The following is a 23,901-nucleotide window of genomic DNA, read 5'->3' as shown; positions in this document are numbered from 1 at the left end:
AATCCAAAAAAACAAAATGGATATTCGTTTTCAGAAATACAGAGTTAAAATTCATAAATCCTACCACACCGGTCGGATATTCGTTATCCATAGTATTTTAGTTACTGCACATAATCCAAGAAATAGAGTTGGTACCCAAATTTTTTTCTAAATGATAGACGAATTACATTTACACCATTATAGATATGAATACCAAAACTAATATAACATCCGATACAACCCCCCAGTTAAAGGCAACGGAGCTCTTCCAAGAACAAATCAAACAAGGAATTCCAACTGTATTGCCTCAGCCTAAACCATATGAGTCAGACATTAATCATGCTCCAAAGCGTAAAGAAATCCTTTCGGCCGAAGAGAAAAAATTAGCGCTTCGCAATGCTTTACGTTATTTTCCATCCGAACATCATGGGGAACTAATACAAGAATTTCGACAAGAATTAGAAACATACGGCCGCATTTATATGTATCGCTTTCGCCCGGATTACGAAATGCGCTCACGACCCATAAATGAATATCCAGGAAAATGCGAACAGGCAAAAGCGATCATGCTGATGATTCAAAATAATTTGGATTATGCCGTAGCGCAACATCCCCATGAATTGATTACTTATGGCGGCAATGGTGCTGTTTTCCAAAACTGGGCACAGTATCTATTGACAATGCAATACTTATCGGAAATGACCGATGAGCAAACATTAACAATGTATTCCGGTCACCCAATGGGATTGTTTCCTTCGCATAAAGAAGCTCCACGCGTTGTCGTTACAAACGGAATGGTAATCCCTAATTATTCTAAACCGGACGATTGGGAAAAAATGAATGCACTGGGCGTCTCGCAATACGGGCAAATGACTGCGGGAAGTTACATGTACATAGGTCCGCAAGGAATCGTTCACGGAACTACAATAACTGTTCTGAATGGTTTCCGTAAAATAAAGCGCAGTCCTTCAGGTGGTTTATTCGTAACTTCAGGATTAGGCGGCATGAGTGGCGCACAACCGAAAGCGGGTAATATCGCAGGCTGTATCACCGTTTGTGCCGAAGTAAACGCAAAAATCACACATATTCGTCATAATCAAGGATGGATCAATGAAGTGATCGAAAATATTGAGGAATTGGTAAAAAGAGTCGCTTTAGCGAAAGCCAATAATGAAATTGTTTCTATCGCCTATCTCGGAAACGTGGTGGATGTTTGGGAAAAATTTGACCAAGAAAATATCCATATCGACTTGGGCTCAGATCAAACTTCCTTACACAATCCTTGGGCTGGAGGATATTATCCCGCTGATATTTCTTTTGAAGAAGCCAATGAAATGATGGCTAATAATCCCGATTTATTCAAAGAAAAAGTACAGGAAACATTGCGCCGTCATACCACGGCAATCAACAAACATACTGCTAAAGGAACCTATTTTTTTGATTACGGAAATGCTTTCCTACTGGAAGCTTCCCGCGCCGGTGCAGATGTCATGGCTGAAAATCATATTGATTTCAGATATCCAAGCTATGTTCAGGACATTATGGGGCCCATGTGTTTTGATTATGGTTTTGGTCCATTCCGTTGGGTTTGTGCTTCTGGGAAACCGGAAGATTTGGCAAAAACCGATGCCATCGCGTGCCAGGTTTTGGAAGAAATGGCTAAAACTGCTCCAGTAGAAATCCAACAACAAATGCAGGATAATATTCATTGGATTAAAGGCGCACAGGAAAATAAATTGGTCGTTGGTTCTCAAGCCAGAATTCTATATGCTGATGCCGAAGGGCGCGTGAAAATTGCGGAAGCTTTTAATCAGGCAATTGCCAAAGGAGAAATTGGAACCATAGTTTTAGGTCGGGATCACCACGATGTTTCCGGTACGGATTCGCCTTACAGAGAAACTTCAAATATTTATGATGGCTCCCGTTTTACCGCCGACATGGCGATACAAAACGTCATTGGAGACAGCTTTCGTGGTGCCACTTGGGTCTCTATCCACAATGGCGGTGGCGTTGGCTGGGGCGAGGTAATTAATGGAGGATTTGGAATGGTTCTTGATGGTACAAAAGAAGCGTCAAAACGCTTACAATCAATGCTTTTTTGGGATGTCAACAATGGAATTTCAAGAAGAAGTTGGGCCCGTAACGACGGAGCCATTTTTGCCATAAAAAGAGCCATGGAAGCACAGCCATTATTAAAGGTAACTCTTCCTAATTTAGTTGCCGACAATTTGTTGGATTTTTAAAAATTTGGACGTATCTTTAGTAAAGAATTAATAATCAAATATTTATAACATGAAAGCAATTAAATTTATTCCGATATTTTTCCTTTTTATATTGGGTTCCTGCAGCTCGGTAAGAGTAAATTCTGATTATGACAAAAATGTAGATTTCAGCCAATACAAAACCTTTGCTTTCCATAAAAAAGGCATTGACAAAGTTGAAATCTCAGAATTTGATAAGAAAAGAATTCTTAACGCCATTGATTCCGAACTTAGTAAAAAAGGAATGACCAAAAGTGAAAATCCTGATTTGCTTGTTAATATATTAACCAAAGAAAGAGAACGCATCGACGTGGATCAATACAATGCCGGATGGGGTTATGGATGGGGCTACGGATGGAATCCTTATTTATGGGGCGGACGAACCTACATTTCGTCAACAACAGAAGGAACGCTTTACATTGATTTAATTGATGCCAAGAAAAAAGAACTCGTATGGGAAGGCGAAGGCGTAGGATACTTGACCGAAGATCGTTCTAAAAAAGAAAGTCGGATAAACGAATTTGTCGCTAAAATTTTAGCCCAATTTCCTCCCAAATCTAAATAACTGAAAATTCATTTTACTATATAAATGGCCTACCTTTGCGTAGGCTTTTTTTATACCAAATTATGACAATCCATACAGACATTACAACCCTACAAGACATCAAATTACTTGTTGACACTTTCTATTCGAAAGTTCAAAAAGACCAATTTATCGGACCTATATTCAACGAAAAAATAGGCAATCGCTGGCCCGAACATTTAGAAAAGATGTACCGCTTTTGGCAAACTATTTTACTCGAAGTACACACCTATTCCGGAAGCCCTTTTCCTCCACACAAACAATTACCGGTGGCTAAAGAACATTTTGAGCGCTGGATGGAAATTTTCACAGAAACCACCGATAGTTTATTTACAGGCCCATTGGCCGAAGAAGCTAAACTACGTGCTAAAAATATGGCGGAAATGTTCAACTATAAAATTGAGTATTTCAGGAATGCTGAAAAAAACTAAAATTAGTATTCAACAATTTCACAATTAGATGCAAACTCATATTCATACCAAATCATCAAAATAGAACTATGCGTAAAATACTTTTCCTTGTCATTATACAAACCATTTTTCTTTCTTGTTCCAATTTAAAACCGACTACTGGAAATACCGTAACTCCTAAATTAAAACTAGTCAGCACTATTGAAATTCCTTTTGATAAAACTTTTCAAGACACTAAGGTGGGCGGCCTATCAGGAATAGATTATGATAAAAAAAAGGATCTTTACTATCTCATGAGTGACGACAGATCCGTATTTAATGACTCCAGGTTTTATACCGTAAAAATTCGTCTAGTCGAAAATAAATTGGAAACCGTAGATTTTACAAATGTCATTACTTTAAAAGATGTAGCGGGAAAAAAGTATGATAATTGGAATACAAGCCCAACAACCTCTGCCGATCCAGAAGACATCCGATTTAATCCTAAAACAAATTCCTTGGTTTGGAGTAGCGAAGGAGCCCGCGTACTAACAATTGACAAAAATGTTCTGCAAAATCCGTGGATTAATTTTATTGATTTAAAAGGAAATTTTCAAGGCGAAGTTAAATTGCCTGCGAATTTAGAAATGCAGAAAGAAAACAAAGGACCTAGAAATAATGGAACATTAGAAGGGATAAGTTTTGATAAAAATTACAAAAACATTTATACCAATATTGAAGAGCCGCTTTTTGAAGATGGCAACCAAGCCAACACCAGCAAAGGAGGCTTGATCAGATTGTATAAATTTGATGCCAAAACAAAAGAGAACACTGCCCAATACGGGTACCAACTAGAACCAATTGCATTTGAGCCCAATCCTAAAGAGGCTTTTGCCGTAAATGGGGTTTCGGCAATTCAGTATTATGCAAAAAATCAATTGCTTGTGGTGGAACGCTCCTACTCTACCGGTACACAAGCCTGCACGGTAAAAGTGTTTTTGTGTGATTTGAAAAAAGCGACTAGTGTTAAAAATTACAACTCCTTACAAAACCAGAAATTGGAATTAGCTTCTAAAAAATTAATTCTAAACATGGATGATTTGGGAATTTTTATCGATAATATCGAAGGCCTTACTTTTGGACCAAAATTGTCCAACGGACATCGTTCGCTAGTATTTATTTCGGATAATAATTTCTCTGAGAAGCAAAAAACTCAAGTATTAGTTTTTGAATTGCAGGAATAGTAACGTCATTGTACTTTTGAAAACACAGTCTTATTTTTTGATTTACATCAAAAATACTATCGGCTAATTGTCATTCCGACAAAGGAGGAATCTCACAGTATTGAGGAATAGTTTTCATAATATACCTCCTTCTTAGGAAAGACAAACTGAGTACTGGAATTAGCAATTAAGTCCACTAAACTTCCGACAACCACATCTCCCGTAGCCCAGATTATAATGAAAAGCTTTTTGCGAAAGCCGTTTTGGTTTTTCTTGTTGTTGCAGAGCGACCAAAGGAAGCTCCTGCGGGAACATTAGAAAAACAAACGGGTTCGCAAAAACTTGCAATGAAAAGCTGGATATAGCTCCTGAAATTCGTACTTTTGCAGTTGAACTACAACGTTTTCGATATGAATACTACTATAGAAAGCAATCCGCTACTAGACCGATTGCCAAAACATTTAAAGCAATTTATTAAACCTCAAGATTATAGCGATTACACGCCTATAAATCAAGCGGTTTGGCGTTATGTGATGCGCAAAAATGTGGATTATCTTTCGAATGTGGCGCATAGTTCTTACCTAGAAGGATTGAAGAAAACGGGAATCGAAATTGATAACATCCCCAGTATGTACGGTATGAACCGCATTTTGACCGAAATAGGTTGGGCAGCAGTTGCTGTTGACGGATTTATTCCGCCAAATGCTTTTATGGAATTTCAGGCGTATAATGTACTTGTCATAGCTTCAGATATTCGTCAGCTTGAACATATTGAATACACACCCGCACCGGATATTATTCACGAAGGCGCTGGTCATGCGCCCATTATTGCGAACCCGGAATACGCGGAATACTTGCGCCGTTTTGGAGAAATAGGCTGTAAAGCAATCTCGTCTCATAAGGATTACGAAATGTATGAAGCCATCAGACTGCTTTCAATCTTGAAAGAAGCCGAAGATACGCCACAAGCGGATATCGATGCTGCCGAAAAAGCAGTGGAAGATTTGCAGAACAACATGGGGGAATTATCGGAAATGGCTCAAATTAGAAACCTGCACTGGTGGACTGTAGAATATGGTTTGATTGGTACCATTGAAAACCCTAAAATTTATGGCGCCGGCTTGCTTTCATCAATTGGCGAAAGCGCCTGGTGTATGACGGACAACGTGAAGAAAATTCCTTACGATATATCGGCAGCGAATCAGAGTTTTGATATCACGAAGCTACAGCCTCAACTTTATGTCACTCCAGATTTTGCTTATTTAAGTTTAGTCTTGGAAGAATTTGCCAATAAAATGGCGTTGCGAACAGGCGGATTGTCTGGAATTAACAAATTAATCCACTCGAACGCTTTGGGAACAATTGAATTGAGTACGGGTATTCAAATATCAGGCGTTTTCACCAATGTTATTGAAGCCGAAGGAAAACCAGTATATATCCAAACAACAGGTAAAACGGCTTTATCTTACCGAGAAAAAGAACTAGTAGGTCATGGAACCATCAAACATCCGGAAGGTTTTGGAAGTCCTATTGGGAAACTGAAAGGCATCAATCTTGCGATTGAAGATATGAGTCCAAGAGATTTAAACGCCTATTCTATCACAGAAAACAAAACCGTTACCCTAGAATTTGAAGGAGATATTACCGTAAAAGGGGAAATTATTACTGGCTCTAGAAACCTCCATGGCGAAATTATTTTAATCAGTTTAAAAAATTGTACAGTCACTCATGGAGAGACAATTTTGTTTCAACCAGAATGGGGAAACTACGATATGGCGATAGGTAAAAAAGTGGTTTCGGCATTTTCAGGACCTGCTGATGTGAAAAGTTTTGATTTAATTACGCATATGCCTTCCAGCAAAACGATTAAAGCAAAGCATACTGCAGAACGCGATGATTTAGAATTATTATATCATACTGTTAGAAGAATTAGAGAAACAAAAGACACAACAGCATCTTTGGATCCTATTTTTCAAAAGCTTAAAACAGATCATCCAAATGACTGGTTATTGGCTATTGAAATCACAGAATTTCTAAAAAATAGAAATGAACCTCAACTGCTGGAAGAAGTTTTAAATTATCTTGAAAGTTTAAAACACCAAAGACCCGAAGTAGCGCATTTGATTGCCGGCGGTTTGGATTTGATTTTTGATAAAGAAAAAGCGTAGTTCATTACAGAAATACTTATATAAAAAAACGTATCTGATCAGATACGTTTTTTTATACACTACAATTTTATTTTCTGTCCAAAGTCTTTCTCGCTTTGAATAACTGTTCCTTCATATTGCAATTTCCATCCCATCGTATTAGTGAGTATCAATATTTTGGATAATTCACTAATCAATCGATTCTGAGCATTTGTTTTCAAGCTTGATTTTTCAATTTTCTTAGCCAAATTCGCTTTTACTGATTTGTTTATTTTATTGTAATCATCCCCCGTAAAAGGATTCAATTTACTTTGTTCCACATTATAAAATTGAATATCTGGGCTAATTTTTATCTCTTCTTTTGGAATACTAATAATTGTGATGGTTTTGTTTTTTTCATCTATATCGTATTTCATTTTGTGCAAATCATAGGCAACTGTCACATCAGCATTTACAATAACTAATGCTTTTTTCTCAAAAGACAGCATGTCCAATAAATATTTTTGCTGATTTTTATAGGTAATGACTTCTGAAAAATGTCCTTCAGTAACCACTAGTTTACCCACGTTTAGAATTTGTTGCTGAATGAGATTTGTGTTATAGGTGATATCTTCGTCATCATTTTTTTTAAAATCACAAAATTTGAATAATAAAAATATTCCGAAAATCACTCCTATTCCGATAAGTATTCTTTTAAGCATAATTAAAATTTCATGAATGAATATTGAGATTCCAATTTAGTGATTTTTTCTCTGACTTTGGCCTCAAACTTTGAATGACTTTCAGAATCTGGGTTAAAAGGTTTGTGTGCAAGACTTTTTTGAAGACTTTCCACTTCATCGATTGTTGAGAAAGCAGTTTCCGAAATCGTCGTTTCCTTAAAACGTTTCCAAATATAGTCTATTGCCACTTGGCTAGGATGCAACATATCTTCGGCATAAAATCGATAATCGCGTAGTTCATCCATCATGATCTCGTAGCTGGGAAAGTAAGCCCCCTCCGCCCCCGAAGGGGGAACTTGCAAAGCACTGAACAAAGCCGAAATTAAATTTGCTTTGCTTACTTGATTTTCGACAAAACCATCCTTGATGTGTCTTACTGGCGAAACCGTGAAAATAATGTTGCAATTAGGATTTACAGCATAAATTAATTTTACTGCATTTTTAATACTTTTTTTTATTTCTTCAACAGAAAGCAATTCTTTATTGAACAACTTTTGTGGCACTTTATGGCAATTGGCTACAATAGAATTGCTTTCTATACTTTTATACACCCAAGAAGTTCCGTAAGTGACAATGATGTGTGAAGCTTGTTCTAATTGCTGTTTTGTTGATTCGATTATTGTGTTTAATGATTTTAATAATTCATCCTTATTTGAATTACTTAAATCTGAATGCGCATCAAAACAATGCCAACGTTCATTGTAAAAAAAAACATCGTTATCTGTGAATTGCTTTCCAGAAACTGCAAAATCAATTAGCTTTTCAATCGCTAACGGATGGAATAAAATTCCAAATGGATTACAACTATTTTGAAATTTAAAATAGTCTAATTTCTCGGACATATTTACCGCAAAGCAAGAACCCAAAGACACAATTTTTGAATTGTAATCAATGGGATAATTACTTTTAGAAATGGGAATTGGAGTTCTGAATTGCATTGCTATTTTATTTACTACAAATTTGAATAATTTTAGCGAATTAAAAGGGATTTAATTCTTTTTTCATTGGTATTAAAAAACCCTTTCATCGTCTTATACGCTGAAAGGGTTGTTGCAAAAACAGCTATTTTATTAGTAAAAATATTCCGATTTTAAGTAACCCGAATTACCATTAGCATTTTCAGTGATTTGCTCCGTAGGATAACCGTCTGAATCATATTTGAAACTACATTTATAAAAAGTAGCCGAAGAAATGATCTGGTCGCCGTTAGTAACACGCGTCATCTCTGTAATTATTAGACTATTATTTGATGAGATTGATTGATTTTGATCTAATAGTTTTTTGTATCCCGTTATACTATACAGCGGATTATTTTTAGCATCATAATCAAAACTTATGCTGTAAGTTGAAGTGACACCAACTGCTGTATTGTCTAAAATTCTTTCGTCTTTGATCAAATTATCATTTTCAAAATACAATGTTCCATGGTATACTTTTACTTCTTGGTTCCCAGAACCAATCGAAAAATTTTCATAAGAAACCGTTTTATCTGAATTATGAATGTATTTAAATCTATAATTTCCCAAAGATACAACTTCAACTAATTTGCCCTCAAGGTAAGTGTAATCAATAGTCTCCAGAAGCTGATTTGTTTTATTTAATTGTACAATTTTCGTAATTAAACCATCCGTATAAGTAAAATCCTTACGCTTCTTGGCACCGTCCATATTAACTATTTCATTTCCATTATAAGTAAACAAAGTTGTTTCTGATGTACCGCCCTCTGAAGTCTCAACGACTTTCTTTAGCAATTTTACACTTTCGTCATTATCGTTTGAACACGAATAAAGTGCCAACACAAAAACTGATAATAACCAAAATATGTTTTTTGTTTTTTTCATTATAATAAATAAATCGATTCACCTTTTCAAACCGTCAGGTGTAACATGAATCAAACCTAGATAAATAAACTAAAAGCGACAATATTCATCGTTGCAATCCCTATAATTCGGTTAAACTACTATTTCCAAACCTCCCTTAACACTATGTGAAGACCTCATGAATAGTGCGTTCCGCAAAAAAACAAAACCCTTTTAGAACTTATGCTCTAAAAGGGTTTCTACGATAAAAAATAAATGTGTTCTACTTTACAAATTCAATTGCTTTTTCTAAGGCTTGCTGAATTCCTGCAACATTTTTCCCTCCTGCTGTAGCAAAAAACGGTTGTCCTCCCCCGCCTCCTTGGATAAATTTACCCAATTCGCGTACTACTGTACCTGCATTCAGGTTTTTCTCAGCAACCAATTCTTTTGAGATGTAACAGGTTAGCATTGGTTTATCTCCCGAAGCTTCGGGATTCACTGTAGCCAAAACCAAGAACAGGTTAGTCCCTAAATTCCCTAATTCATACGCCAAATCTTTTGCTCCGTCCGGGTTCAAATCAACTTGTTTTGCCAAGAATTGAACGCCGTTTATTTCCTGTATTTCAGCAATTAAACTTGCTTTCAAATTTTTAACTTTGTCTTTTACCAAAGCCTCAATTTGTTTAGAAAGTTTGGCATTTTCTTCTTGCATCGACTGAACGGCTTTCAAAATATCCTGAGGATTTTTCAAAGCTACTTTTACTTCATTCAATATATCTTCCTGAGAAGCAAAAAATGCTTTTACCGCATCGCTTGTAATCGCTTCAATACGGCGAATTCCCGCAGCAACAGCTCCTTCAGAAACAATCTTGAAATGCCAGATTTCAGCGGTGTTTTTCACGTGGATTCCTCCGCATAATTCCATGCTTTCGCCGAATTTAATCGCACGAACGTGATCTCCATATTTCTCTCCGAATAATGCCATTGCACCTTCTGCTACTGCTTGGGCAAAAGGAATATCTCTTCTCTCAATTAATGGTAATTGTTCTTGTATTCTTGCATTTACAAAATCTTCGACTTGTTGCAATTCGGTTTCCGTCATTTTAGCAAAATGCGAAAAGTCAAAACGCAAATAATTTGGATTCACCAAGGAACCTTTTTGTTCTACGTGCGTTCCTAAAATACTTCTCAAGGCTTGGTGCATTAAATGCGTAGCCGAGTGATTTCTTGAAGTTGAAGTTCGTAAATTAGTGTTCACTTTTGCCACAAAACTAGCTTCAACATTCTCTGGAAGTTGTTTTGCAAAATGCAGAATTAAGTTATTTTCTTTTTTGGTGTCGATGATTTCAATCGTCTCGTTTGCCGAAACCAAAGTACCTTTATCACCCACTTGCCCTCCTCCTTCCGGATAGAATGGTGTATTATCTAAAACGATTTGGTATAAAATCCCGTCTTTTTTACTATCAATTTTACGAATTCTTGTGATTTTTACTTCATTTTCGGTTTGGTCGTAACCCACGAATGTTTCCACATTTCCGTCCCGAAGTCTCGGGATCAAAACCGACCAATCTTCCGTAGAAACTTCAGATGCGGCGCGAGAACGCGCTTTTTGCGCTTGCATGGAAGCGTCAAATTCGGCTTCGTTGAAAGACATTCCTTTTTCTTTCAAGATTAAGGCTGTCAGATCTTTTGGAAAACCGAAAGTATCGTATAATTCGAATGCTTTAGCTCCTGAAACTTCAGTACCTGTTGTTTTAGAAACCACGTTGTCCAATAATTGCAAGCCTTGATCTAATGTTCTCAAAAAAGAAGCTTCTTCTTCGCGAATTACATTGGTTACAAAAGCTTCCTGCGATTTGATTTCCGGGAAGAATTCTCCCATTTGATTGGCTAAAACAGCTACCAATTTATTGATAAAAGGTTCTTTAGTATCTAAAAAAGTAAACCCGTAACGAATCGCACGACGCAAAATTCTACGAATTACATAACCAGCAGCTGTGTTTGATGGCAATTGACCGTCAGCAATTGCGAATGCTACCGCACGAACGTGATCCACAATTACACGAATAGCAATGTTGGTTTGATTTTGTTCCTCGCTTACATTCAACACTTCATTGGATGTATATTTTGTTCCCGTAATTTGTTCTACTTTTTCAATAAGTGGCGTAAAAACATCGGTGTCATAGTTTGATGTTTTACCTTGCAATGCCATACACAAACGCTCAAATCCCATTCCGGTATCCACGTGTTGAGCAGGTAATTTTTCAAGAGAACCATCGGCTTTACGGTTGAATTCCATAAATACGTTGTTCCAAATTTCAACAACTTGCGGATGATCGTTGTTGACTAAACTTTTCCCTGCAACCAGTGCTTTCTCGTCAGCAGTACGTAAATCAACATGAATTTCAGAACAAGGACCGCAAGGACCTTGATCGCCCATTTCCCAGAAATTGTCTTTTTTATTTCCAAGAATGATTCGGTCTTCATCTAAAAGTTCCTTCCAAATATCCCACGCTTCCTGATCGAAGGGTACATTTTCCTCCGGGTTTCCTTCAAAAACAGAAACGTATAGGTTTTCTTTTGGAATTTTATACACTTCAGTTAATAATTGCCAAGCCCAGTTGATGGCTTCTTTTTTGAAATAATCACCAAATGACCAGTTTCCAAGCATTTCGAACATGGTGTGGTGATAGGTATCAAAACCTACATCTTCTAGGTCGTTATGTTTTCCTGAAACACGAAGACATTTTTGTGTATCGGCAATTCTATTGCTTTTTGGCGTGGCATTCCCAAGGAAATATTCTTTGAACTGCGCCATTCCAGAGTTGTTGAACATCAAGGTTGGATCATCTTTTAGAACTATGGGTGCTGAAGGAACAATTAAGTGTCCTTTTGATGCGAAAAAATCTAGAAATTGTTTACGTACGTCTTGTGATTTCATTTTTATTGTTTGTTCGGTTATTTGTTAATTTGGTCAATCGGCTGCATCGCATAAACGAATAACCAAATCAACGAATCAACGTTTTTTTGCCCCAGATACTAGTGAAAAGCTTCGCGGTTTTGAAATTTATTTTTTCTTGAGATGGCAGAGCGACCGAAGGAAGCTCCTGCTGGCTCATTAGAAAAAAAGATTTCAATACGAGGACTTGCAACGAATAGCTGGAATAGGCACATTATTATATTTATTCCTTAAAAAAGAGCAGAACAAATGAAACATTTATTAAATTTGTTCGACTAACCTTTTACTAGGTGCAAAAATAGGGTATTTTAAATCATGGCGAAAGTAAAATATTATTACGATTCCGAAAATCTAGCATACCGAAAAATAAAAATAAGAAAAAGAAAGAAATTTGGCGTTGCAGCTCTATTTCTTATAGCATCAGCATTGTTTGGATTTTTATGTTTCATTGTATTATTGAACACTCCTTATTTTGAAACACCAAAAGATCGTTTGCAAGCGCGTGAAATTGAAAATTTGAAATTAAATTATTCCATTGTAAATAAAAAAATGGATCAGGTAGATGATGTTATCGAAGCTATTGAAGACCGGGACAATAATATATACCGGGTTTATTTTAATGCTAAACCAATTCCTGCTGAAGAAAGAAAGGCAGGTTTCAGTAAAATCAATCGGTACAAAGCGTTGGAAGGATATGACAATTCTCAGTTGGTAATCAATACCACCAAAAGAGTTGATGTGCTGAGCAAGGAGCTAGCCATCCAGTCTAAATCACTGGATTATATTTTGAAATTGGCTAAAGCAAAAGATAAATTATTAGCTGCTATTCCTGCTATTCAACCCGTAAGGAATGAGAATTTGAAAAGTTTAGCCTCCGGTTTTGGTTATCGAACGGACCCTTTTACTAAGGTAAGAAAGATGCATGAAGGCATGGATTTTTCTGCAAAAATAGGAACTCCAATTTATGCAACTGGTGATGGAGTTGTTGAAAAAGCAGACAATACAGCATCAGGATACGGAAATCACATTGTACTAAGGCACGGTTACGGTTATGAAACATTATATGCCCATTTAAGTAAATACAATTGTAGAGCCGGCCAAAGGATAAAACGTGGTGATATTATAGGATATGTAGGGAGTACCGGAAGGTCTGAAGGTCCTCATTTACATTATGAAGTGCACAAAGATGAGAAAGTGGTGAATCCGCTTAATTTTTATTATGGCAATATTTCTGCGATTGAGTATGTTGCGATATCAAAATTGGCTAATCAAGAAAATCAATCATTAGACTAATACAAAAATAGTATTCAGTGTTCGGTTCGCAGTGTTCAGATAAAAGATCATAAAATAGTATTCAGTGACAATTCAACTTGACAAAAAATAAAAATAATATGCATATTGAACTTTCTAAAGACAAAAGATATTACAGCATTGGCGAAGTAGCTAAAGCATTTGATGTGAATGCATCGCTTATCCGTTTTTGGGATAATGAATTTGACATTTTAAAACCTAAAAAAAACGCCAAAGGCAACAGAATGTTCACGCCCGAAGACGTAACGAATTTACAACTCATCTTTCATTTAGTGAAGGAAAGAGGTTTTACGCTGGAAGGTGCCAAAACACATTTGAAAGAAGGACAGAAAAAAACCTTGGATAAATTTGAAATTATACGCAAACTAGAAACAATAAGAACACAATTAACAAATATTAAAAATCAACTTTAAAATTAAATAAACATGAAAAGATTTTTGCCTTGGATTATCGTAGCAGTTGTTATCATTGGAATTTACAGCTGGGTTAAAGGAATTAACAATACTGCTGTTGCATTAAATCAAACCGTTGAGCAATCTTGGGGAGACGTACAGACTGCTTACCAAAGAAGAAATGACCTTATTGGTAATTTAGTAAATACCGTAAAAGGAGCCGCCGAATTTGAAAAAAGCACTTTAACAGCTGTAATTGAAGCCCGTGCCAAAGCAACTTCAACAACTGTTGACCCAACGAATATTACACCGGAAAAATTAGCCGAATTCAACAAAGCACAAAGTGGCGTAAGCAGTTCTTTGTCTAGATTATTAGTAACCGTAGAGCAATATCCTGATTTGAAAGCCAATCAGAATTTCTTGAAATTACAAGATGAATTAGCCAGTACTGAAAATCAAATCCTTACAGCTAGAACCCGTTTTAACGAGGCGGTAAAACCATATAACTCTCACATTAAAACGTTTCCAAACAGCTTGTTTGCTGGTATTTTTGGTTTCAAAGAAAAAGCATATTTCAATTCTGTTGAAGGAGCTGATAAACCTGTTGAAGTAAAATTCTAAAAACGATTTCAGATTTTCGATTAACGATTTTTGATTGTAGAATATACTGCAATCAAAAATCGTTAATCTTCATTTAAAAATTTTTCCCATGTCAAAAGTAGAAGATTTTTTAACCAAAGAAGAAGAACAAGCCGTTGTGGAAGCTATTCGCATGGCCGAAAAAAATACTTCTGGCGAGATTAGGGTACATATAGAAAAAACAACTTCCAAAGTTCCGTTCGACAGGGCTTTGGAAGTATTTAATGAATTGAAAATGAACGAAACGCAACTTAAAAACGGTGTTTTATTATATTTTGCCGTTGCTGACAAAAAATTTGTGATTTGCGGAGACAAAGGCATCGATGATGTTGTTGCAAATGATTTTTGGGATACTACCAAAGATGTGATGGCTACACAATTCAAAAAAGACAATTTCAAACAAGGGCTTATTGATGGCATTTTGATGGCAGGAGAACAATTGAAAAAACATTTTCCATGGTCAGCAGATGACAACAATGAATTATCAAACGAAATATCTAAAGGATAATGATTTTACTAAAAAAGAATTCCCCAATCGTCCTACAATTACTCGTTTGTTTTTTATTTACACAAATTAGTTTTGCCCAATTTACAATTCCGGAAAAACCAAGTTTGCAAACTTCTGTTTATGATTATGCGAATGTATTAAGCGCGACCGAAAAAACGCAATTAGAAGAAAAACTCATTAAATATTCCGATTCCACCACTACTCAAATTGTGATTGTTACCATAGAAAGTCTCAAAAACGAAGATGTTAGCCAGCTAGCGACTAAATGGGGACAAACCTGGGGTATTGGAGGAACCGCAAAAGACGACAATGGTGTAATTATTTTATTGGCTAAAGCCGAAAGAAAAATAGCTATAAATCCAGGTTATGGATTAGAAGATCGATTGACGGCAGGAATTGGAGGCGAAATAATTAGAAATATCATCATTCCCGAATTTAAAGCAGGAAGTTACTACAGCGGACTTGACAAAGGTACCGATGCCATAATAAATGTTTTCAAAGGCAAATACAAAGGCGAAAGAAAACAAACCAAACAAGATAAAGGATTCCCGATCTTACCTTTCATTGTTATTATCGTTATTATCTTAATTCTAATTTCCAAAAACAGAAGAGGCGGTGGCGGAAATTCCGGCAATTCAGGAGGAGGTCCGAGTTTACTGGATATAATATTACTGAGCAGTCTCGGCAGAAATAGCGGTGGCGGAGGTTTTGGTGGTTCATCTGGAGGCGGATTTGGCGGCGGAGGCGGCGGTTTTGGTGGTGGATTTGGTGGCGGAGGATTCTCTGGTGGTGGTTCCAGTGGCGATTGGTAACAAATATATTTTACAATTACAATCTTAAATAAAAAGCTGCAAGTTGCAGCTTTTTTTGTTCGAGACTTTCTAACTATTGTACAGGGAATTTCTTTTTCATATTGGCGATATCAGTTCAAAAAATAAATACATACCATTTTATATAAATTCATCATTCTTGAAATTTACATAAATATACATTGATTATGAATACTTTAACTCTATTTTAATCAAACTTAATGTAACTTTAATAGAAAAAGCCATGAAAAATTCTGCAATTAAACTCGTGTGGTTTACCACTTTATATGTTTTTATTTTTGCTGGTTTATGTCAAACTAATGTTTCTTTGCCGGTAATAATGACCTTGTATTGCATTGGTATACCATTAATCTTGTTTATGGTATATACCGTTTTACATGATGATTACAGAACAGTAAAAACTTTTAAGGATTGGTATGAGGATCATCCAATGGAAACTTTAGAAGAAGAAGAAGAAAGCTAATCGTTCGAATCCATCTTAACTTAAAAAAATCCCCATTGCTTGGGATTTTTTAATAATATAAATACCAAAGTACACGATTAAAAATTCCAAATCATCTCACTTTGCTTTTCAAAACAAACCGGTGTAACAATTTAGGAAAAAATCGCTTCAAATAAACACCTAAAACTTCTTTTCCACCGATGTAAGCTTCAAACTTTGTAGATTCAACGGCATTGATTAATTTTTTAGCAAAAACAGCCACTGGCATACCATTTAAAGTAGCTTCATCATCGATATTTTGCTTCGATCCATTGGCAGTAAGAGCATTTATAGCTACATTAGTTTGAATAAATCCAGGACAAATTAGGGTGACATTGATACTGTCTTTTTGATGTTCCATCCGCAGTACGTCAAAAAAACCATGCAAGGCATGTTTCGCACCACAATAACCGGAACGATATGGAGAACCAAACTTTCCCATTAAGCTCGTTATGGTTACAAAATGTCCTTCTCTATTTTTGATAAAATGGGGCAACAAAGCCTTTGTTAAAGCAATAGTTCCCAGATAATCTACTTCAATCAGTTTTTTATCCACTTCAAAATCAGTTTCCGCTAAAAGTGAACGTTGACTTACTCCACCGTTATTTACAAGAACGTCAATTTTTCCGAAAGCAGAAATAGCACTTTCAACATGTTTTTTGGCATCATCAAAATCAGTTAAATCAAAAGGCAGGAGAACTACTGATGCATTTACACACCGAGATTTTACCCTTTCCAAATTTTCAATATTTCGTGCAGACAAAATGAGCTTGCAGTCTCTCTTGCTAAGTTCATAAGCCAAAGCTTCCCCTATCCCGCTTGAAGCTCCAGTAATCCAAACTACTTTACCATTTATTGATTTCATTTTTTTATAAAAATAAAAAAAGTTTACCGAGTTTTTGCAAACTCAATAAACTTTATAATAGAACAGCGGAAATAAAAATTACTTCTCTCTGATATAAATATCGATTGGCACTCCTGAAAAGTCCCAGTTTTCTCTAATTTTATTTTCCAGATAACGTTTGTAAGGTTCTTTTACATATTGTGGCATATTGGCAAAAAATACAAACTGAGGCGTTGGTGTGGGCAACTGCATACAATATTTAATTTTCACATACTTTCCTTTGGTTGCGGGTGGTGGATAGGCTTCAATCACTTTCAACATAAATTCATTGAATTTTGAAGTTGCAATGCGTTGTTGTCTATTTTCGAAAACTTTTACTGTTGCTTCTAATGCTTTTAATAAACGTTGTTTTGTTAAAGCAGAAACAAAAAGAATAGGCACATCCGTAAATGGCATTAATTCTTCTCTAATTTTTTCTTCATAATCACGGGTTGACATCGTTTCTTTTTCGACTAAATCCCATTTATTAACTAAAATCACAACCCCTTTTCTGTTTTTTTCAGCCAACCAAAAAATACTTTGATCCTGCCCTTCAAATCCACGTGTTGCATCAATAATCAAGATACAAATATCAGCATGTTCAATCGCACGTACTGAACGCATTACTGAATAAAACTCTAAATCTTCTTTTACCTTTGCTTTACGACGAATTCCAGCAGTATCAACCAAGTTGAATTCGAAACCAAAACGGTCAAATTTTGTATCAATAGAATCACGAGTAGTACCCGCAATGTCAGTAACAATGTAACGCTCTTTACCAATTAAAGCATTGATAAAACTTGATTTTCCAGCATTAGGACGACCTACAACTGCAAAACGAGGCAATACAATTTCTTCTTGAGTTGGCTCTGGTTTTACAGGAAAAGCATCAATTAATGCATCCAATAAATCGCCTGTTCCACTTCCAGAAATACTTGCAAAAGTATAATATTCACCTAAACCTAAATTATAAAACTCAATTGCATCTTTCTCACGCATCGCATTATCCACCTTATTTACAGCAAGTAAAACCGGCTTAGTCACTTTACGCAACAATCTTGCAACAGCATCATCCATTGGAGTAATGCCTTCTTCAACATCAACCACAAATATGATTACATCCGCTTCATCAATAGCAAGTTCTACTTGTTTACGGATTTCTGCTTCAAAAACGTCATCCGATCCACGAACATATCCTCCCGTATCAATTACAGAAAATTCTTTTCCGTTCCACTCACTTTTCCCGTAGTTTCTATCACGGGTAACTCCCGAAACTGAATCTACAATCGCTTCTCTTCTTTGTATCAATCGATTAAAAAGCGTCGATTTTCCTACGTTTGGCCTTCCTACAATGGCAACTATGTTGTTCATAATCCTTAATTCAAATATTTTGCAAAGGTAGGGTTAAATAACTTGAATATCAATATTTTTAATATATTAGCAATACCAAAATTTTTCTAACCAAATAAAATTAATCTTATGGATATTAATAATGAAATTAGCCTTCGTTTACGGTTTCATAAAGATATTCCGGAAAATGCAGATGTATTGCGCCAAAAATTTGCTAATTATACCCAAATAAAATCCAATGATTATTTTGTAAAAATACGAGGGTACCACATTTGGTTGAACCTAAAAGGCCCACAAAAAAAATATTACTCGCCTCACTTACATCTTGAATTAGAACCCACAAGTCCTACATTAACAAACATAAGAGGTTTATTTGGACCAGACCCAAACTTGTGGACGTTTTTTATGTTTCTTCATTTTATTACTGCTGGAATATTTTTAATTTTTGGCGGAATCGCCTACTCCAATTACATCTTAAAATTCGACACTACTTTCGATTTCATCATCATGATTCTAATGGTTATCGTTTGGTTTCTATTGTACTTCATCGCCACACAAATCAGAAGAAATGGCAACAACCAAATGGAATATTTAGAAGATTTATACAAAGAAATATTAAATTCTTAGCAGCTAATCCAGCTCTTCATTGCAACTCCTCACCAGAAGTTGTGTCTTTCTAAGCCGCAAAAAGAGCTTTCGTTGATCGCTTTTTCACGACAAGAAAAACGACAACATCTGGCTGCGGGGTTTTCATTTCTATCTGGGCTAAAAAAAAAATCAATATCGGAAAACAAATTCCAATATTGATTTTATATTTTTTTTTAAATTTCCATTCGAATTTTAAAAAAATCCAAACTCCTTTTCAATCGTTTTAATTAAAAATGAATCGGATTAGAACAATGCAAAGCTTTTTAGAGCTATTGTCTTTACTGATTGTACCCAAAACGTTTCAACATATTGGTATTACTTCTCCAGTTTTTATTCACTTTCACTACAAGTTCTATGAATATTTGTTTACCAAAAAACTTCTCCAAATCAGCACGGGACTCGGTCCCTACTTTTTTCAAAGCAGCTCCTTTATGACCAATGATGATTCCTTTTTGGGTTTCACGTTCGACCATAATTAAAGAACGGATTCTAATGATGTTCTCATCTTCAAAAAATTCTTCGGTAACTATTTCTACTGCATATGGAATTTCTTTGCTGTAATTTAGCAAGATTTTTTCACGAATGGTTTCGTTTACAAAGAAACGTTCCGGTTTATCGGTAAGTTGATCTTTTGGATAATAAGCTGGTGATTCCGGCAACAATTCTATTATTCTCCCAAAAACTTCAGGAACATTAAAATTCTGCAAGGCTGATATTGGGAAAATCTCAGCATTTGGAACCTTCGCTGCCCAAAAAGCAACTTGTTCCTCCAGTTGCACTTGGTTTGATGTATCAATTTTGTTCAATAAAAGAAGAACCGGAATTGTAGCGTGAATAATTTTATTAAAAAAAGCTTCATCTTTTAAATCTTGTTCGCCAATTTCGACCATGTAAATCAAAATATCAGCATCTTCAAAAGCCGACTTTACAAAATTCATCATGGATTCCTGCATTTCGTATGCAGGTTTGATGATTCCTGGTGTATCAGATAAGATTAATTGAAAATCTTCTCCGTTTACAATCCCAAGAATTCTATGACGAGTTGTTTGTGCTTTAGATGTAATGATTGACAATCGTTCCCCTACGAAGGCATTCATTAATGTTGACTTCCCAACGTTTGGATTTCCTATGATATTTACAAAACCTGCTTTATGTGACATTTTTATTATAATTTATTTTGCAAAGGTAGTTATATCAAGTCAATAGATGAAATAAAACATTTTATTAAATTTATGTTTGGGTTTCTTAAATTTAGTTGTACATTTGCACCCGAAACAACGCGGGATAGAGCAGTAGGCAGCTCGTCGGGCTCATAACCCGAAGGTCACAGGTTCGAGTCCTGTTCCCGCTACTAAGTAGCCTTATTGAGATTACAAAACGCACATCGCGGGATAGAGCAGTAGGCAGCTCGTCGGGCTCATAACCCGAAGGTCACAGGTTCGAGTCCTGTTCCCGCTACTAAGACAAAGCTTCAGAGAAATCTGAGGCTTTTTTGATTATATCATATAATTTATATGCTTTCCAAAACTTGTAATTAAGCAAAGTGCTGTAAAAATAGTAGTTGTTTTATTATCCAAAAAAAAGCCTGTAAAGTAAACTTTACAGGCTTCAAACAACTAAATTAATTAAAACTTACTTAAAAAAAACTAAAATTATTAAAACTAATTACAATTAAACAGGGTATTTTCAGCTTATGTTAATCTTCAGAAACGATAGCTTTATTTTCACTATCATTTACATCTAATAAAACAGTAATTCCTTTATCATTTAACATCGTCATATTTAATGTATCTAATAGGACCAAGCTTTTAGAAACTAGTCCATTAAACATATTATAAGAAATATTCATTTCTTTCAGATTATTCAGCTTTTCTAACTCAACTGGAACTTCCCCATTCATTTTATTATCAAACAAACTAAGGTTTTCAAGAGATTTTAAATTTGCCACTTCATGGCCCAATTCTCCAATCAGTTTATTGCTATTTAAAAGTAATACCTTCAATGACTTCACATTATAAAGTGAACTTGGTATTTGCCCCGTTAATCCATTATTAAATAAAGAAAGTATTTCTAAGTTTTTCAAATTCCCGATTTGCTGTGGCAATTCTCCGGAAAGATCATTCATGTAAAGCTCTAATTGCTTTAATTTATATATTTCACAAACGGATTCTGGAATTGTTCCTGACAAATTATTAAACGAGATATTTAATGTGGTAAGATTTTTTAAATTCCCAACTAACGAAGGAACCGTACCAGAGATATGATTTTTATGCAAATCCAATTCTTCTAAATTCACTAAATTCACAATGTCATTTGGGATTTCTCCAACTAAATTATTATTTGCTAAATTTATTGAAACTACTTTTTCATCTTGTAATGTAACTCCATACCAACTAGATACGGGTTTTGTCAAATCCCATTTTGTAATCCACTGATTTCCATTTGTTTTTTCATACAACTTCACTAATGCATCTCTCTCAGTAACAGAAACATTCGCAAACATCGAAAAGGAAAACAAAACAGTTAAAAACAGAGTAGATAAATTTTTCATAAATTGAAATATTACTTTTGGCACTTATAAATTTACACTCAATTTACTTCATCGGCAAATATAATCGACGAAATACATCTAAATTTAAATTCAAAACGTATATTTCCTACAAAAAAATAATTAAATGAGGTTAGTAATTAATTGTTAAATTTGATTTATCAACCTCTAAAAAATTATTTTATGGAAATGAATTTTCTAGCACTATTAGTTGCGGCATTTTCAACACTTGTTGTTGGATTTATTTGGTACAACCCAAAAGTTTTTGGAACTATCTGGATGAAAGAATCAGGAACGACAGAAGAAAAGATGAAAGGAGGAAATATGCTAATAATATTTAGTGCTTCCTTCCTATACGCCTTTCTCATCAGTGTCATTCTTCAATACTTCACAATCCATCAAACAGGTGCTTTAGGCATGGTTGGCGGAGATGCCAGCATAGCTAAACCATCCTACGTCGCTTTTATGGCAGATTACGGAATGGCATTTAGAACCTTCAAACATGGTGCCTTACACGGATTTATGGCTGGATTATTTTTAGCATTGCCGATAATAGGAACCAATGCATTGTTTGAAAGAAAAAGTTTTAAATACACTTTAGTAAACGGTGGCTTCTGGATTGTATGTTTTATGATTATGGGCGGAATTATTTGTGCATGGAAATAACAATAAAATATTTTCAAAAAAAACTCGACTTATTTTTAAAATAAGACGAGTTTTTTTTATTTAATTAGATCGATAGCTTTTGCCAAGTCAAAATCTTTTTCCGTAACTCCGTTAGCATCATGTGTATTCAATCGGATGTTAACCTTATTATATACGTTGAAAAGTTCCGGATGATGATTTCTTTTCTCGGCCATCAATCCTACTTGAACTATAAACCCCAACGCTTGCGTGAAATCCGAAAATTTAAATTTCCTTTCAATCGCATTATCAATAAATTCCCACTCTTTCAAGTCTTTTAGTTGGGATTGAATTTCTTCATCAGTATACTTTTTCATAATTTTCTATTTAGTAGTTAAAGTTAGTTAATTTCAAATCATATAAAAATACTTTAACTTAATTAACTAAATTTGAAAAATATTAAAATTCAATTTGAATCCATCTTTTTCCTATAAAATTTACGCCTCAACAGCTGAACTTCCAACAAACTGGGATGATCTAGCTACATCAACTATTTTTTTATCCAAAAAATATCTCCAAGTATTAGAAAAATCTTCTCCGGAAAATATGATTTGTCATTTTATAGGGATTTTCAAAAATGATCTTTTAGCAGGCATTGCTGTTTCTCAATTTTTAGATTTGAACAAACTAGAATCTTTTGGTGAACGTGATAAGTGCATTAAAACCGCAATAAGAAATTTTGCTTTCAAAAATTTCTCTTCCAATGTTTTATTGATTGGAAATAATATGCTGACTGGACAAAATGCTTTTGCTTTTTCCGATGAAATTGATAAAAAGGAAGCTATTAGAACATTGAAAACAGCTTCTTTAGCGTTAAATGAATTATTTAGATCCAAAGGCAAAAAAATACATATCACTTCGTTTAAAGATTTTGATGAAGAGGAAATTAAAAACTTTGAAATTTCAGAGTTCAAAAATAATTATCAATTTTCTACGCAGCCCAACATGGTATTTACCATAAATGAAAATTGGAAATCAGAACAAGACTATATAGACTCACTTTCAAAAAAATATAGAGATCAATTCAAAAGAGCTCGAAAAAAAGCGGATGTGATTGAAAAAAGAAAGTTGCATTTAGAAGACATCATCAAATACGAAGAAACTATTTACGATTTGTATTTTCATGTGGCAAAAAATGCTCCATTTAATACTTTTTTCCTTCCAAAGAATCACTTTAGAACCTTCAAGGAAATTTTTAAAGACAAGATTCTTTTTTATGGGTATTTTATCGACGGCAAATTGATAGGATTCAATACTTTAATCAAAAATGGTGAAGTAATGGATACTTATTTTTTGGGTTATGACGAAAGCATTCAACGTGAAAAAATGTTGTATTTAAATATGCTGTATGACATGATTGCCTATTCAATCAACAAAGGTTTTAAGGAAATTGTTTTCGCCAGAACTGCTCTTGAAATAAAGAGCTCAGTAGGTGCAAAACCAGTAAAAATGTTTGGATTTATAGAACATAGTAATGCATTGATTAATTCTTATATGCCTAAATTTTTCAAATATTTAGAACCCGAAACCATTTGGCAGGAACGAAATCCGTTTAAATAATT

General features: G+C 34.9%; 23 protein-coding genes and 2 tRNA genes. 16 read left to right on the top strand and 9 right to left on the bottom strand.

The annotated features are described in order from the left end of the window. The first annotated feature begins 185 nt into the window (after positions 1-185). From H4V97_RS13100 to H4V97_RS13080, 5 genes are all read left to right on the top strand, one after another. On the top strand, positions 186-2,222 hold the full coding sequence (locus H4V97_RS13100) for a urocanate hydratase (RefSeq protein WP_196849864.1): 2,037 nt from the start codon (positions 186-188) through the stop codon (positions 2,220-2,222). A gap of 49 nt (positions 2,223-2,271) precedes the next feature. Beyond that, on the top strand, positions 2,272-2,805 hold the full coding sequence (locus tag H4V97_RS13095) for a DUF4136 domain-containing protein (RefSeq protein ID WP_196849863.1): 534 nt from the start codon (positions 2,272-2,274) through the stop codon (positions 2,803-2,805). A 62-nt stretch (positions 2,806-2,867) separates the two neighbouring features. Next, positions 2,868-3,254, top strand: coding sequence for a group III truncated hemoglobin (locus tag H4V97_RS13090; protein WP_196849862.1), 387 nt, complete (start codon positions 2,868-2,870; stop codon positions 3,252-3,254). A gap of 68 nt (positions 3,255-3,322) precedes the next feature. Beyond that, on the top strand, positions 3,323-4,456 hold the full coding sequence (locus tag H4V97_RS13085; protein ID WP_196849861.1) for an esterase-like activity of phytase family protein: 1,134 nt from the start codon (positions 3,323-3,325) through the stop codon (positions 4,454-4,456). Positions 4,457-4,845: 389 nt separating this feature from the next. Further along, positions 4,846-6,603: an aromatic amino acid hydroxylase gene (locus H4V97_RS13080; protein ID WP_209549933.1), complete on the top strand. Its 1,758-nt coding sequence runs from the start codon at positions 4,846-4,848 to the stop codon at positions 6,601-6,603. 59 nt (positions 6,604-6,662) lie between these two features. Here H4V97_RS13080 and H4V97_RS13075 read toward each other — a convergent pair whose 3' ends face one another. The 4 genes from H4V97_RS13075 to alaS form a co-directional block, all read right to left on the bottom strand. After that, positions 6,663-7,283 (bottom strand): DUF4230 domain-containing protein, encoded by a 621-nt coding sequence (locus H4V97_RS13075; RefSeq protein WP_196849859.1) that lies wholly within the window; start codon positions 7,281-7,283, stop codon positions 6,663-6,665. Between the two features lie 2 nt (positions 7,284-7,285). Then, entirely contained in the window at positions 7,286-8,242 is a 957-nt protein-coding gene (locus H4V97_RS13070; protein WP_196849858.1) for a GSCFA domain-containing protein, read from the bottom strand. A 132-nt stretch (positions 8,243-8,374) separates the two neighbouring features. Further along, positions 8,375-9,145, bottom strand: coding sequence for a hypothetical protein (locus tag H4V97_RS13065; RefSeq protein ID WP_209549932.1), 771 nt, complete (start codon positions 9,143-9,145; stop codon positions 8,375-8,377). Positions 9,146-9,386: 241 nt separating this feature from the next. After that, positions 9,387-12,047, bottom strand: coding sequence for an alanine--tRNA ligase (gene alaS / locus H4V97_RS13060; RefSeq protein ID WP_209549931.1), 2,661 nt, complete (start codon positions 12,045-12,047; stop codon positions 9,387-9,389). Positions 12,048-12,380: 333 nt separating this feature from the next. Here alaS and H4V97_RS13055 point away from each other — a divergent pair, with 333 nt between their 5' ends. The 6 genes from H4V97_RS13055 to H4V97_RS13030 all read left to right on the top strand — a co-directional run bounded on the left by H4V97_RS13055 (position 12,381) and on the right by H4V97_RS13030 (position 16,208). Continuing rightward, a complete protein-coding gene (locus H4V97_RS13055) occupies positions 12,381-13,358 on the top strand; it encodes a M23 family metallopeptidase (RefSeq protein ID WP_209549930.1) in 978 nt (325 codons plus the stop codon). Between the two features lie 98 nt (positions 13,359-13,456). Beyond that, positions 13,457-13,789, top strand: coding sequence for a MerR family transcriptional regulator (locus H4V97_RS13050; protein WP_035670311.1), 333 nt, complete (start codon positions 13,457-13,459; stop codon positions 13,787-13,789). A 12-nt stretch (positions 13,790-13,801) separates the two neighbouring features. After that, positions 13,802-14,389, top strand: coding sequence for a LemA family protein (locus H4V97_RS13045; RefSeq protein ID WP_209549929.1), 588 nt, complete (start codon positions 13,802-13,804; stop codon positions 14,387-14,389). An 88-nt stretch (positions 14,390-14,477) separates the two neighbouring features. Then, entirely contained in the window at positions 14,478-14,915 is a 438-nt protein-coding gene (locus H4V97_RS13040; RefSeq protein ID WP_196849853.1) for a TPM domain-containing protein, read from the top strand. Further along, positions 14,915-15,727, top strand: a complete 813-nt coding sequence (locus tag H4V97_RS13035) for a TPM domain-containing protein (RefSeq protein WP_196849852.1) — start codon at positions 14,915-14,917, stop codon at positions 15,725-15,727. The genes H4V97_RS13040 and H4V97_RS13035 overlap by 1 nt, the downstream gene beginning before the upstream one ends. Positions 15,728-15,968: 241 nt before the next feature. Beyond that, the gene (locus tag H4V97_RS13030; RefSeq protein WP_209549928.1) at positions 15,969-16,208 is read left to right on the top strand and encodes a hypothetical protein; all 240 of its coding nucleotides are present in this window, start codon (positions 15,969-15,971) and stop codon (positions 16,206-16,208) included. A 91-nt stretch (positions 16,209-16,299) separates the two neighbouring features. On the opposite strand, the gene H4V97_RS13025 is transcribed toward H4V97_RS13030, so the two are convergent. Beyond that, positions 16,300-17,091 (bottom strand): SDR family oxidoreductase, encoded by a 792-nt coding sequence (locus H4V97_RS13025; RefSeq protein WP_209549927.1) that lies wholly within the window; start codon positions 17,089-17,091, stop codon positions 16,300-16,302. A 78-nt stretch (positions 17,092-17,169) separates the two neighbouring features. After that, on the bottom strand, positions 17,170-18,480 hold the full coding sequence (gene der, locus H4V97_RS13020; protein ID WP_196849849.1) for a ribosome biogenesis GTPase Der: 1,311 nt from the start codon (positions 18,478-18,480) through the stop codon (positions 17,170-17,172). A 108-nt stretch (positions 18,481-18,588) separates the two neighbouring features. Between der and H4V97_RS13015 the strand changes: the two genes are divergently transcribed. Further along, a complete protein-coding gene (locus tag H4V97_RS13015) occupies positions 18,589-19,086 on the top strand; it encodes a hypothetical protein (protein ID WP_209549926.1) in 498 nt (165 codons plus the stop codon). A gap of 299 nt (positions 19,087-19,385) precedes the next feature. Here the strand turns inward: H4V97_RS13015 and era are convergent, their stop codons facing one another. Next, positions 19,386-20,267, bottom strand: a complete 882-nt coding sequence (gene era, locus H4V97_RS13010) for a GTPase Era (RefSeq protein ID WP_209549925.1) — start codon at positions 20,265-20,267, stop codon at positions 19,386-19,388. 118 nt (positions 20,268-20,385) lie between these two features. On the opposite strand from era, the gene H4V97_RS13005 reads away from it, so the two are divergent. Together H4V97_RS13005 and H4V97_RS13000 are read left to right on the top strand one after the other, a co-directional pair. Beyond that, a tRNA-Met gene (locus H4V97_RS13005) sits at positions 20,386-20,458 on the top strand. A 34-nt stretch (positions 20,459-20,492) separates the two neighbouring features. Further along, positions 20,493-20,565, top strand: a tRNA-Met gene (locus H4V97_RS13000). A gap of 238 nt (positions 20,566-20,803) precedes the next feature. Here the strand turns inward: H4V97_RS13000 and H4V97_RS12995 are convergent. Continuing rightward, positions 20,804-21,658, bottom strand: a complete 855-nt coding sequence (locus tag H4V97_RS12995; protein ID WP_209549924.1) for a leucine-rich repeat domain-containing protein — start codon at positions 21,656-21,658, stop codon at positions 20,804-20,806. A gap of 180 nt (positions 21,659-21,838) precedes the next feature. Here H4V97_RS12995 and H4V97_RS12990 point away from each other — a divergent pair, with 180 nt between their 5' ends. Then, a complete protein-coding gene (locus H4V97_RS12990; RefSeq protein ID WP_209549923.1) occupies positions 21,839-22,321 on the top strand; it encodes a DUF1761 domain-containing protein in 483 nt (160 codons plus the stop codon). 56 nt (positions 22,322-22,377) lie between these two features. On the opposite strand, the gene H4V97_RS12985 is transcribed toward H4V97_RS12990, so the two are convergent. After that, a complete protein-coding gene (locus H4V97_RS12985; RefSeq protein ID WP_209549922.1) occupies positions 22,378-22,656 on the bottom strand; it encodes a 4a-hydroxytetrahydrobiopterin dehydratase in 279 nt (92 codons plus the stop codon). Positions 22,657-22,750: 94 nt separating this feature from the next. Here H4V97_RS12985 and H4V97_RS12980 point away from each other — a divergent pair, with 94 nt between their 5' ends. Then, positions 22,751-23,899, top strand: a complete 1,149-nt coding sequence (locus tag H4V97_RS12980) for a GNAT family N-acetyltransferase (RefSeq protein ID WP_209549921.1) — start codon at positions 22,751-22,753, stop codon at positions 23,897-23,899. The last annotated feature ends 2 nt before the right edge of the window (positions 23,900-23,901 follow it).

The sequence above is a fragment of the Flavobacterium sp. CG_23.5 genome (assembly GCF_017875765.1).
Lineage (GTDB): Bacteria > Bacteroidota > Bacteroidia > Flavobacteriales > Flavobacteriaceae > Flavobacterium.
This window is presented reverse-complemented; position numbering and strand designations above follow the sequence as displayed.